Origin of the sequence: Pandoraea terrae (genome assembly GCF_902459695.1) — a bacterium.
Lineage (GTDB): Bacteria > Pseudomonadota > Gammaproteobacteria > Burkholderiales > Burkholderiaceae > Pandoraea > Pandoraea terrae.
The window spans coordinates 1-12,797 of sequence record NZ_CABPRZ010000036.1 but is presented as its reverse complement, the minus strand read 5'-3'; the positions used below and the strand labels follow the sequence as shown (position 1 = coordinate 12,797).

Here is a 12,797-nt window from a genome sequence, read left to right as displayed (position 1 = left end):
GCAGTAGTTTGTCTCCAGCGTATCTGGGACGGTTCATGGAGTTTTCAAATGACTAAGCGGCGTGAAGTGCCGGGTATCCGGCCATATGACGGACCCGCCGGCGGGTGGGGCGCGCTTCGCGCGACGGCACAGGCCGTTCGGAACCAGATGGAGAGCATTCAGGCGCCGATCGTGTTGCTCCGAACCAACCAGCCCACCGGCTTTGATTGCCCGGGATGCGCATGGCCGGACAAGGAGCACCGCTCGACGTTCCAGTTCTGTGAGAACGGCGCCAAGGCCGTTACGTGGGAGGCCACTACGAAGCGCGTGACGCCCGAGTTCTTCGAGAACCACACCGTGTCGTCGCTGCTGGCGCTGTCGGATTTCGAGCTGGAGGATTTCGGCCGCCTCACGCATCCCATGGCCTACGATCCGGCGACCGACAAGTTCCGCCCGGTCGAATGGGACGCCGCATTCGCGCGCATTGGCGAAGTGTTGCGCAGTTACCCTTCACCGGATCAGGTTGAATTCTATACGTCCGGGCGGGCGTCGAACGAAGCGGCGTACCTGTTCCAGTTGTTCGCCCGTGAGTTCGGCACGAACAACTTTCCGGATTGTTCGAATATGTGCCATGAGCCGACCAGCGTCGGTTTGCCGAAGTCCATCGGCATCGGCAAGGGCACGGTGTCGCTGGACGATTTTGACGAAACCGAGCTCATCATCTCGATCGGTCACAATCCCGGTACGAACCACCCGCGCATGATGGGCACGCTGCACGAAGCGGCGCGGCGCAAGGTTCCGATCATCGTGTTCAATCCGCTTCGTGAGCGTGCGCTCGAGCGATTTGCCGATCCCCAGAACGTCATCGAGATGGCGACCTATGGTTCCACCAGGATCGCCTCCGCGTATCACCAGGTCAAGGCGGGCGGTGATGCGGCTGCGCTCAAAGGCATCATGAAGGCGCTGCTCGCGCTGGATGCTGCCCAGGGCAACGTCATCGACCATGACTTCATCGCGGTTCATACGGAAGGATTTGATGCGCTGAAGGCCGATCTGGAAGCGACACCGTGGGCGGACATCGAGAAGGAGAGTGGTCTCACGCGCGAGGAGATCGAGGATGTCGCGGCGGCCTACGCAAAATCGAACGCGACCATTATCACGTACGGCATGGGCATTACCCAGCACAACACGGGGACCGCCAACGTCCGCCTGATTGCGGACCTGTTGCTTATGCGCGGCAACTTCGGCAAGCCAGGTGCAGGCGTCTGCCCGTTGCGCGGCCATTCGAACGTGCAGGGCAACCGTACGGTGGGCATCACCGAGATGCCGTCCGAAGCCTTCCTTACGCGCATCGAGGACGTGTTCGGTTTCACGCCGCCGCAAGCGCACGGACACGACGCCGTCAAGGCGATGAATGCCATGATCGACGGTTCGGCGAAGGCGCTCATCTGCCTGGGCGGTAACTTCGCCGTAGCGCTGCCCGATCCGGAGCGGAGTTTTCCGGGCATGAAGTCGCTCGACCTGAGCGTCCACCTTGGCACCAAGCTCAATCGCTCGCACCTGCTGGTGGCCAAGGAGACATATCTGCTCCCCGTGCTGGGCAGAACGGAACTCGATACGCAGGAAAGCGGGCCGCAGTCGGTGACCGTGGAGGACTCCATGTCGATGGTTCACGCCTCTGCAGGCAAGCTCAAGCCGGCATCCGAGCACCTGCGCTCGGAGCCCGCGATCGTGGCGGGTATTGCCAGCGCGACGCTGCCCAAGAGCCGCGTGGCGTGGCTCGAACTGATCGCCGACTACGACCGGATTCGCGACCTGATCGAGCGCACCGTGCCGGGCTTCGCTGACTTCAATGCACGCATCCGTGTGCCCGGCGGGTTCCGTCTGCCGCTGCCGCCAACCGAACGCAAGTGGGAAACGCCGTCGGGCAAGGCGATCTTCTCTGTGTTCAAGGGGGTGAGGGAGAACTACGAGCCGTGGGCGGACGACGTCCTGCGCCTCATCACTATCCGCAGTCACGATCAGTACAACACGACGATCTACGCCATGGACGATCGTTATCGCGGCGTGTTCGGCCGGCGCGACGTGCTCTTCATGAACCCGGTGGACCTCGCGGCACGAGGGCTTGAGCATGGCGATCTGGTCGACATCGAGACGATCTCGTCCGACCGGGCGCTGCGGCTCGAAAAGATCACCGTGATCGAGTACAACATCGCGCCGGGATCGGTGGCCGCCTACTACCCGGAGGCCAACGTTCTGGTACCGCTCGATTACATCGACGAGGAAAGCGGCACGCCATCCTACAAGTCGATTCCGGTCCGGATCCTCCGCTCGGAAACCACCTGCCGTCGCTGACGATCCGGGAGGCTTCGTCGAGCCGTGATCACCTGGCGCACGTCGCGGCGAGCTTGCCGACGGTAATCACGGCCTGTTCGATCTCGGCGGACCAGGGACTGCTGTAGTTGAGCCGAATGAAGTTGCGATAGCTGTCCGAGGTGGAGAACATGTAGCCGGGACCGATCGTGATGCCGCGCTCCAGCGCGAGTTCATAGAGTTGCATCGCGTTGACCTTGGGCGGAAGTTCGACCCACAGCACGTAGCCGCCCGCCGGCCCCGACATCCCTGTGCCGTCGGGGAAAAAGCGGGAAACCATCGCCTTCATCAGATTCGCCTGCTGTGCATAGGCCTTGCGGATACGCCGCAGGTGATGCTCGTAACCATCGCGCTCGAGAAACTCCGCAATCGCGAGCTGGGGAATCGACGCCGTCGTCAGCGTATTCAGGAACTTGAGCTTTTCGACCTGATCCCGATAGCGTCCCGGCAGCGCCCAGCCGATCCGGTAAGCGGACGTCAACGTTTTGGAGAAAGACGAGCAGTGCAGCACCAGGCCATTACGGTCGTAGGACTTCAAACTGCTGGGATAGGCGCTGCCGTAGTACAACTCGTTGTACACGCCGTTTTCGATGATCGGCATGTCGGCCTTCGCGGCAAATTCCACCAGTTCGCGCTTGCGCGCGTCAGGCATTTGAAAGCCCAGCGGGTTTTGGAAGTTCGGCATGACCATGCAGGCGGCCACCGGCTGTGACTCGACGATGGCCGCCAGTGCGGCGACATCGATGCCTTGCTCCGGATGCGTTGCCACCTCGATCGCCTTCATGCCCATGCGTTCGATGGCGTGCAGCATGGCGTAGAACGTCGGTGACTCCACGGCGATCACATCGCCGGGCTTGGCGACGGCTTGCAGACAGAGGTTGATGGCCTCCGTCGCCCCAACCGTGATGATGACATCGGCCGGGTCCACGGTCATGCCTTTTTCCAGATAGCGCCGGGCGATCTGTCGGATCAGTTTCGGATGGCCTGGAGGGAGCGCATCCTTCAGCCCCCGCAGCGATTCGTCCCGGCCTGCCGCGTAGGCATACCGATTGAGCTTTTCGAAGGGGAAGGCAGTGGGGTCAGGGTAGGGTGAGCCGAGCGGCACGGCGTCGCCAGCCGAAATGGAGCGCAGTGTCGAGAGCACCAGGCGGCTCACGTCGACCGTTGCCGAAATGGCAATGGGTTTTGACGTGCTCAGCGCGTGGCCCTGCAACGGGCCGTCCCCTTCGCGCAAGTTCACGAAATAGCCCGACTGCGGGCGGCTCACGATCAGGCCGCGGCTCTCCAGGAGCAAATAGGCACGAATGACGGTTGTGATGCTGATCTGGCGCTGCTGGCTGGTTTGCCGGACCGACGGGAGCCGGTCGCCGTGACGATATACGCCCTTTTGAATCTGGCTTTCAATGTCATCGGCGAGTGTTTCGTAAAGCGTCATCGGTTGCCTTCCCCCCTACGTGCACAGATCTGTACTGCACACGCAAAATCGTATCAGAACTGTACTCTTCCGATCCCACCGATTTTTGTGCACTCACACATCGCCATGCCGGCGATGCGCTTGCTTCTGACTGGATTGGAGGTAAAGCGATGGAACGGGCAACACATAGGTTGCGAACGGATACGGACACTCGACGTGCAGCATGCGCGTCGGAAGGGGTATGGTGATGAATCTCCTGGAAGCCACGTGTATCTGCGCCCGGGTGGTGGAGCGAGGCGGCATCTCCAGCGCAGCGAGAGATCTCGATGCCTGAGACGAATAAGGGCGTCCCTGCCGCGTACAGCAAGCCCGCTTCGGCAAACGAGACGGGCTCGCCAGCACCCGCGATGATGGGCAAAGATGGCAATAAAAAACCCCGGAAGCCTTGCGGCGCCGGGGTTTCATGGGCATCGATAGGAATCGCTTGCCACTTATCTGGTGGGTGGTACAGGGATTGAACCTGTGACCCCTGCCGTGTGAAGGCGGGGTGCATGACCCATGAGCGGTAACCTGTGCATAAAAAATAAAGAAAAATCAACGATTTGGCGATGCTCATCAATCGATTCGATCTGACCCTTTAAGGTATAATTTCCGTATCAATTCCGTACGGAGATTTGCCCATGAGCACACCCATCAACTCGAAGACCGCCCGCGACCGGTTAAAACCACGTAGGGAGCCATACTGGGCGCGCATGCGTGCCGGCCTATTCGTGGGATATCGGAAGGCCGAGCAGGGCGAAGGGACATGGATAGCGCGCCGTCGCGACGAATCGGGCAAGCAGGCCTACCACGCGCTGGGTACGTTCGCGGATTTCGACGATGCCGCGCGGCAAGCAGAGGTCTGGGCAGGCGCGATTGACTCAGGCGTCTCGCCCGACTCGACCACGGTCAGGAAGGCTTGCGAGCACTACGTCAACCATCTTCGCCTTCACAAGAGCGCAGCCAGTTCGAACGATGCAGAGGGCAGGTTCAAGCGCCTCGTGTACGGAAAGGACATCGGCAGCCTTGATTTGGCGAAGCTCCGAACGTCCCACCTGAAGGCGTGGGTGGCTGCGCAACTGGACATCGACGAGGATGAGGATGATGACGAGGATTTGCGCCGCGCGAAGGACAGCGCGAACCGGAATCTGGCATCGTTCAAGGCTGCGCTGAATCTGGCCCTGAAAGACCGGCTGGTGGCCACGGATGCCGGGTGGCGCACGGTCGTTCCATTCAAGGGCGTAGGCCGCAGGCGGCAAGGCTTCATTCCGCTCGAACAGCGGGCCGTGCTGATGACGAAGTGTGAACCCGACCTAGCGCGACTCGTGAAGGTTCTACTGTTGACCGCCGCGCGTCCCGGTGAACTCGCGAAGGCGACCGTGCAGCACTTCGATAAGGCGCAGGGCACTTTGGCGCTGGAGGGCAAGACCGGCTTTCGCGTCGTGACGCTTTCGACTGCTGCCGCGCGATTCTTCGAGGAACTGGCGAAAGACAAGATAGGCGGCGCGCATTTGCTTGTCCAGGCGTCAGGCAATCCGTGGAACAAGGATGCGTGGAAGAAGCAATTCAAGGAAGCGGTGGAGGCCGCGAAGTTGGCGAAGGACATCGTAATGTACTCGCTTCGGCATACGGCCATCAGCGAAATGATCGCGGGTGGGATGGATACCTTTGTTGTGGCGAAGCTCGCAGGAACCAGCACGGCGATGATCGACAAGCACTATGGCCACTTGCGGCACGACAGGACGCGGGATTTGTTGGACTCGGTTGTGTTGGTGTAGTGTCGAGACTACCGAGCGATTGCAGCGGGCGGGGCATTGCCGCGATTCGCTGACACTAATTGCGCTGCCTGAGGGTAACGAGGAAGATGCGTTGATTGAGAGAATAGAATTTCGTTGACCAAGCGACGGGGATAAGAATGCGAGGACAGTGGATCGGTGGATTTCAAGCGAGCGGCTGGCACGGCTCGATCACAATTGATGCAGAAAGCGTTGGCGAAAAAATCGGGGGCAGCGTGTCGATGTTCCCCGGGGAAGGCAGCGAGGGAACGATTACGGTAGGTCGCATCGTTCCCTTCGAGCCGCAGCCCGGCCCGGTGGACATTACCGTTCTGGCCAATCCGATTCACCCTGGGACCGGTTTAACCGTCCCTTGGGAAGAATTGGAGCGCGTATTCCCTAACATGCAATTCGGAAGGATCATCCAAGCCAAGGTCGAGTGGGACCAACAGAAGCTGACCGCAACGTGGCACTCCAATATTGGCGCCAGCGGTAAGGCGACTCTCTTAACGACTGATGCGGGCAGGCCGTCCGAACTAACTCCCATCGTAATGGATTGGGAGACGTTCAAGAGGCATGTTGCTCAAGTCGAGCCGCGCCGCTATGTTTTTCGTGGTCAGCGCAAACCATGGAGGCTCAGGTCTGCATTTCACCGTACAGGACGCTGCGACTTGGTTCGTTACACTGGCGAAGATATGCAGGCACTCCACCGACACCTGAGTGCCCATACGAAGCACGTCTTCAACCGGGGCATCAGTGAAGAGAATGGGGCAATGCTCCATTTGGCGCAGCATCACGGATTCCCCACGCCGTTGATCGACTGGTCACACTCGCCATTCGTTGCGGCTTACTTCGCGTATCACAAGATCAAAAATTCGGAGGCCGCCAATTCCGATGCTGAGGACCGGATACGGATTCATCAATTCGATCGTCAGCAATGGATGGACGACCATCGTCAGATATCCGTCACCGCTCCAGCTGCACCGCATTTCTCTCTACTGGAGTTCTTGCCCATAGAGAATCAGCGGCTGATTCCTCAGCAAGCAATTTCCGGTCTCACAAACGTCGTGGATGTCGAACACTACATCGCATGGGCAGAAGGCCTCGCCAAAAAGCAATACCTCACCGCTATCGAATTGCCCGTTGCGAGTCGAGAAACGGTAATGCGGGAGCTTACGTTGATGGGAGTCACTGCGGGATCGCTATTTCCGGGCCTTGACGGCACATGCGCAGAATTGATCGAGCGCCTATTTCCGTCCTAACTTGAAAGCGCCAGTGTACGGTTCGAATTGGTCGGTGCGTTGTTTGGCGGGAGGTGCAGGGCTGTTCAACGTTTCACAAAATGCCATTTCAAAGTTGAAAATGTACTAAAAATTAAAAAATTACCGGAAGGATAAGAATAATGAATAGCTTTAAAGTTATCGAATTTGGCTATGCTGCCATTATCATTCTGGCCGCGACATCCGGCGCCACGTATAGTGCTGAGTCGATTTCAGATTCAATGCATTCACTGTCTCAGAAATACGACGAGAGCCAATACAGCGGCGTGACAAAGGTCGGCGTGTGGGATGTAAGCAAGTGGAAGGATGAAGTAACCGGCGATGCTAATATGGGATTTTGTCTTTCCCCTGACGAAAATAGCCGAAGCCCAGTAATTTTCGCCGATGTTTGCGTAACGGATAATTCCAGGGGGATAAATGTATTTTTCGATTTCCCTGATTTTCCTAGGTTGGACACAAACGGTCGAGGGGTCGTGGAGGCCCATTTCAACATGAAAAAGAGTGGTGTATCTGTTGCGCGCTCCTATCCCATCATCGTTGAGAAGAAAGAGGGTGACATTGGCACCGCTAGTCGAGCATTTATTGTTGGAAATGAAAATCGACGCGATTTTGCCGATCACATCTTCAATGCAAAAAGTGCTGCGATAAGAGCGAATTTAATCAGCGGAAATACGCTTGTATTCCATGTCACCAATAGCGGAAAAGCTCAGAGAGCAAATTGATGCAAACTCTCCACGGCTCGCCGCGCCAGTGTCCGGTTCAAATTGGTCCGTGCGCGTTTTGGTCGGAGGGTCGGGGGCATGTTCAAAACTTCACTAAATGCCATTCGTAGGGTAGGGCAGATGTGACGATGCCTGCGCGGGCCACTAGGACCACGCAGGTTGGGATGGTGGGCTGCGACGTGTGGCTAGGCTTGAGTCGTGGCCTTTCGCTCTTTCAAAAGGCGGCTGAGTGTGGATCGCGATGCGCCGGTTGCGGCACAGACCGTGGACCATGAAGCGCCTGTGTCGAGCATCGCCAGAATGGCTTGGTTGCGTTCGGCGTCTTGCGGACGACCTTTGTACAAGCCTTCCTTCTTCGCTCGCTCGATGCCCTGTGCCGCGCGTCTGCGACGGTCTTCATAGTCTTTACGGGCGATTGCCGCGAGCATATCCAGCATCATCCCGTTAAGCGCGTCGAGCATCCGGCCTGTGAAGTCATCGCTGGTAGTGGCGAGTTGGTGGGATGTCGGAAGGTCCAAGCCAACCACGCGGATTTTGCGGGCCTGTATCTCGGCTTTGAGCGTCTCCCAATCGCCTGCGGTAAGGCGCGATAGACGGTCGATCTGTTCAACGAGCAAAACATCGCCTGGACGGCTGTCGGACAGCAGGCGGAAGAGTTCAGGCCGCTGCAACGTCGCGCCTGATTCATTCTCGGCGTACCAAGCGGCGATGTGCAGACCGCGCTCGGCTGCGAACGCTTCCAGTTGGTGGCGGGCGCGTTGCGCATCTTGTTGGTCGGTTGAGGCGCGAAGGTAGGCACGGATGAACATGGCCGATTCCGTTTGGTTCGGTTAGGGTGGTTCGATAATAACTGGTTCGATTTAACCCGGCAACCGGTATTTATCGAACTGGAAAACCGTGCTCCAGAACCGGTATCGGAAAGGGATACCCTAATCGAACTGGGTTGCTGCGAGCCGCGCCAGTGATCCACGTGCCAAGAGAAAGCCCGCTAAAACAAGTGTCCTAGCGGGCTTCGGTTCCGACTGCTACCAACGTATTAGCCCGGTGCTACGGGACCAAGGGCGGGCGGTTTCCTTGTGTACGATCAGTGCCGGACGCTATCCGATCCGGGCGCACCGGCGAACTGCGTGTAGAAGTCTTCTAAGCTACGGCCTGCCTTGGTCTGGCCGCCCTCTTCAACGGTGATTCCGGTCAGCACGTTGAGTTCTTTGATGGCTAAGACGCGCGTGCTGCCCTTCTCGGCAGGGTCTTCAACGCGCTGGAGCAGGCGGTTGATCGCGGTGTTGACCGGCCACAATTCTTGGGCCGTCTTCGCAGCCAAACGCTTCTCGAATTCATCGATGTACCAATCCGTCGATTCGAGGTAGGTCACACGTTCCATGGCATTGCGGAGGTCGCCAGGTCGCGAATAACGTGGGAACGCCTTGGCAAAAGCGACATTGCTGCTAATGCCGCGAATACGGAATTCCACAAATTTGTCGAATTGCTCTTGATGGAGCGTGCGCATCGCGTCCGACTCGAAGACGCTGGGGTCTTCGTAGTATCGCACTGCGTCATCGTCTTCGTATTCGTTGTCCATGATTTCCTGCTCTTAGCCGATCTATTGCCCTGATTATAATGTGGCTTGGTTAACATGGTAATAAGCAGAATGGTTCGTTAATTAAGTCGTCGTCGAACTCAATCGCCATTATCGACGGGCTTGTGTGAAGGGCGCGTGGTGGCCGCGCTGGGCCATGAAGTCGTATTACGGATTTTGCCGCGCCCTTCGTTTCCGTAATGCAATCCGTAATTAGGCCGCGAGTCTTGCCCGGCGTGCGTTTGCAGTGAAAATATTACGTATTACGGATACGGTTTAGGTTAGTAGATTAGAATTCAAACGTACACTCCTATACGCTATATCTGTATTTATAGCCGCCGTATATTCGTAATATCCGTAATGCGTAATATTTCACTGAATCTACAATATAATCAACGGCTTGCAATTATTACGCCAAGCCCAATCAATAATATTATGCGTAATTTTTCGATTATTCCCATGTCACAAATGAAAAGGGCGGAGGTCCGAAGACATCCGTCCAAGTACAACTCATCACTGCCAACGCCATCAAAACGGCTGCTTGGCGACAATTTGCGGAACGTTCGTGGCATCCAAAAGCTCTCGCACCTTAGTGCGAATCTCCTTTGTGTCGAGCGGAACTAGCGCTTTATCCTTCACATACACGCGAACGGTCTTGTAATTCCACATGAATGTACCCTCGCACTTGATATAGCCGCGAGATACGAGCAAACGCGCCACCTGCCGACTCTGCGGCATTTCCGACCGTCCCATGTCCGATTCAAGCTGTTCGGTCAAAGCGCTCACCGCCACGACTTCGGAGCTAATGCCTACTCGACCACCATCCGCAAGATACCCGTCCAAGTAATCTCCGCCAATCGCGCTAGTGTCAGTTGCCATCATGCGGCGGCGGCCCTCAGTTTCAGGCGCTTGCATGCCGTGATAGACCTCCGGGTGAATCCCGCATTCGAGAAAGTATTTGCGAAGGGCATCGCCGTGCCCGTAGATCGCCGCTCGCAGCTTCTCGAAGTACGTCCGGAGGTCGCCGACTTTCGCGGCCAGTTCGCTACGATGCGCATAGGGTGTAAATACAACCCACCAACGGCGATCCACATTGCTGATCGGCAACGCATCTTCGTGGTTCGTCAGCCCGACATAGTTGGTAGTATTCGGAGAGCTAACGCCATTTCCGCCCTTTGCAACAGTGCGTACTGTTGGGTTGGTGATCAGCGGCTTCACTGCGTTCAGCACGTCATACCGGTTCTTGCCGGCCACCTTGATTTCCTCCAGCACGCGGACGGCCTTGCCGATGCCCCAAGAATTGAATTTCTCGTGCAATTCGATCTGTGACACTTCGGCCACATTCTCCTTGCCCATAATCTCCCTCATCATTTCATGGAAGATCACCGACTTGCCGTCACCCTCCGCGCCCTTGACGAGAAGCGCCACGCCGATGAGCTTGCCCGGATTCCGAACGTTCAAGGCAATCCACGACTCGACCATTGCGGCGTCGCGCTCGCTCTCGAACAGGTTGCGCAGGTGAGCGCGAACGGTGGACACTGACGCGGCACCTTCCGGCGTGTATTCGGTTGTGGCTTTCGGCACGCGGCTTTCGCGGTAGGTGTTGATGAGCGTCATACCGTCGAACTCGTACACCGGGCCGTACCCGGCGGCGTACGCCATGCCGTGGGCCTCCTTGAATCCGACCGTATCGCGAACAAAGGTGTACGGGTTGCCTTTCGCGCCTAGGTCGATTTCTTGTGCAAAGACGGTATTGAACCCGGTCATCGAGTACGTGTTCAGTTCGCCAAGCTTGATGAACCGATCGATGCCGCTGACAAAGTACCAGTCCTGCGCCCACGGAGCGCGGCTCACATTGCGCTTGGTGAGTGCATCCAAATCGGCCTGCGCCGCGCGTTGTTCCTGCTTCAGCTTTTTGTGCGCTTTGTGCTCATCGATCTCCTTCTGAGCATTCGTGTCATTAATTCCTCGGACGGCTTGGGCGCTGGACTCTTGAATGGCGGTGAACTCCGCACTGTATCCAGCGTCGGTGAACGGCGGCATTCTTGGTGAGGCGTGCAGTTCTTCTCCGGTTGTATGTACGGAGTGATGAACGTTATTATCGGTGCTAGTTGCTTCCGAGTTGTGCTGCATAGTAAAATTACTCCAGTTACTCGATTTAACGTTATTCAGCCGCGCCGCTTGCCTGACACAAGCCGCGCGGCTTTTCTTTTTGCCTGTTCGCGTTCATAGGCCCAGCACCCTGAACCAAACGCGCGTAGGCACAAACGAAGCGACGCACAGCACCGGCAGGACGCAATCCCATAACGTGTTCATGCTGCGACCTCCATCGGCTCGCCAGACTTCGCGGCAGCGGCATTGCGCAATTCCTGCATGTCGTATGCGATTTGCGCCACGGCCCAATCCCAAGCCGTCCCGTATTCCTCTCCAAGCGCTTTAACGATGGCCAGCGCGATGGGCGGCGTGATTTTTTGCTTGCCGGTTGTGATAAGGCTGAGAGTAGGCTTTGTGACGGCCATTGCTTCGGCCACCCGCTGGAATTGGATGCCCTTATCCAGAATAATCCGCCTGAGTCTGAACCCGGGGTGAGTGTTTTTTGCCACAATAACCTCCTGTTGAGCTGTGAGCCGTTTAGTTAGAAATATTCTAACTAGCGTGCCCACACAACGGATTCTCATATGCACAAATAAACACAAATAGAACACGCCGAATTATCCGGATCATCAAAGATCCCGATAACCAATCTCCAAATAAAAAGTCAAAAGACAAAACAAAAGGCGAGAAAGAGCCAGCAGCCTAAGCCGCCAATTCTTTCTCGCCTTGCTTGAAACCTTCTGAACTAAGCCTTCATCGACACTGATCGCATCCGGTCATTCGGCACCGGCACGTTCATCTCATCGACGGAACGCATTATTGCAGACTTGGGCTAGAAATGAGCGACATTCCGAGTGTGTAACGTAAATAGTTCACTCCGCTGAAATCGCCATGCCGTGCGCGCTGCCAGCATTTCACCACGCACGGTTAGCATTCTCATGCTGGACCATTGCCCGAAATTTATCGCCATACTTCTTCAGTAGGTATTGTTTGCCGTCCGGCGAGAGGAACACATTGGCCCACTGCACGGCCCGCATTGGCGTTACTGTGCCATCCGTATCGGCCCACTTGAGAGCAGCAGCATCGGCGTATGGCACCCAGCAGCCAGCTTGCTTAATTTCTCCGCCGTATTTGAAGTAGATCGCCTCGGCTCCACCGTCCTGCGATTTGCCCGACGCATCGTGCGGCTCGGGGCAACTCTTGCGCGTGAACACGATATATCCGTCATTTAGCGGCTGAACCGCGAAGATTAGCGCATCCGAATTCTTGCCGAACGTACTTGCCATAGATCGCCGCGCGCCTGCTATGTAGTCGGACGCACTCGGGCCGTAAGGATTCAAGGGAGGCGATGCATTCGCGAGGGTAGTTACAACCATTCCTACGGCCATGCTGACGCCTGCAAGGATTCGATTCAGCTTCATAGTCCACCTTTGATTTCTAAGTTATTAAGACGCTGGCTGGGCTGCGTAGTGTAGTGGTCTAATGAACCCGGACACTGATTTAGGCGAGAATACTCGCCATGAAGAGGTGTCTGATGACCAAGCA

At 57.0% G+C, this 12,797-nt stretch carries 11 protein-coding genes; 4 read left to right on the top strand and 7 right to left on the bottom strand.

The window, feature by feature from the left end; translation table 11 throughout:
- Positions 1-48: 48 nt before the first annotated feature.
- Positions 49-2,334: an FdhF/YdeP family oxidoreductase gene (locus PTE30175_RS25890; RefSeq protein ID WP_150699945.1), complete on the top strand. Its 2,286-nt coding sequence runs from the start codon at positions 49-51 to the stop codon at positions 2,332-2,334.
- Between the two features lie 28 nt (positions 2,335-2,362).
- Here PTE30175_RS25890 and PTE30175_RS25885 read toward each other — a convergent pair whose 3' ends face one another.
- A complete protein-coding gene (locus PTE30175_RS25885) occupies positions 2,363-3,787 on the bottom strand; it encodes an aminotransferase-like domain-containing protein (RefSeq protein ID WP_150699944.1) in 1,425 nt (474 codons plus the stop codon).
- Complete coding sequence (locus PTE30175_RS28375; protein WP_191629226.1) at positions 3,759-4,382, bottom strand: hypothetical protein; 624 nt, start codon at positions 4,380-4,382, stop codon at positions 3,759-3,761. Before PTE30175_RS28375 ends, PTE30175_RS25885 begins: the two co-directional genes overlap by 29 nt.
- Positions 4,383-4,446: 64 nt before the next feature.
- On the opposite strand from PTE30175_RS28375, the gene PTE30175_RS25880 reads away from it, so the two are divergent.
- The 3 genes from PTE30175_RS25880 to PTE30175_RS25870 all read left to right on the top strand — a co-directional run bounded on the left by PTE30175_RS25880 (position 4,447) and on the right by PTE30175_RS25870 (position 7,582).
- On the top strand, positions 4,447-5,583 hold the full coding sequence (locus PTE30175_RS25880) for a tyrosine-type recombinase/integrase (protein WP_150699943.1): 1,137 nt from the start codon (positions 4,447-4,449) through the stop codon (positions 5,581-5,583).
- 137 nt (positions 5,584-5,720) lie between these two features.
- Positions 5,721-6,842, top strand: coding sequence for an FRG domain-containing protein (locus PTE30175_RS25875; protein ID WP_150699942.1), 1,122 nt, complete (start codon positions 5,721-5,723; stop codon positions 6,840-6,842).
- Between the two features lie 140 nt (positions 6,843-6,982).
- Positions 6,983-7,582, top strand: a complete 600-nt coding sequence (locus tag PTE30175_RS25870; RefSeq protein WP_150699941.1) for a hypothetical protein — start codon at positions 6,983-6,985, stop codon at positions 7,580-7,582.
- 185 nt (positions 7,583-7,767) lie between these two features.
- Here the strand turns inward: PTE30175_RS25870 and PTE30175_RS25865 are convergent, their stop codons facing one another.
- From PTE30175_RS25865 to PTE30175_RS25845, 5 genes are all read right to left on the bottom strand, one after another.
- The gene (locus PTE30175_RS25865) at positions 7,768-8,391 is read right to left on the bottom strand and encodes a recombinase family protein (RefSeq protein ID WP_150699940.1); all 624 of its coding nucleotides are present in this window, start codon (positions 8,389-8,391) and stop codon (positions 7,768-7,770) included.
- A 275-nt stretch (positions 8,392-8,666) separates the two neighbouring features.
- Positions 8,667-9,161 carry a hypothetical protein gene (locus PTE30175_RS25860; RefSeq protein WP_150699939.1) on the bottom strand — a complete coding sequence of 165 codons (495 nt, stop codon included), beginning with the start codon at positions 9,159-9,161 and terminating at the stop codon, positions 8,667-8,669.
- Between the two features lie 525 nt (positions 9,162-9,686).
- Complete coding sequence (locus PTE30175_RS25855; protein ID WP_150699938.1) at positions 9,687-11,291, bottom strand: primase-helicase family protein; 1,605 nt, start codon at positions 11,289-11,291, stop codon at positions 9,687-9,689.
- 179 nt (positions 11,292-11,470) lie between these two features.
- A complete protein-coding gene (locus tag PTE30175_RS25850) occupies positions 11,471-11,761 on the bottom strand; it encodes a helix-turn-helix transcriptional regulator (RefSeq protein ID WP_150699937.1) in 291 nt (96 codons plus the stop codon).
- A 405-nt stretch (positions 11,762-12,166) separates the two neighbouring features.
- Entirely contained in the window at positions 12,167-12,538 is a 372-nt protein-coding gene (locus PTE30175_RS25845; protein ID WP_150699936.1) for a hypothetical protein, read from the bottom strand.
- Positions 12,539-12,797: the final 259 nt, after the last annotated feature.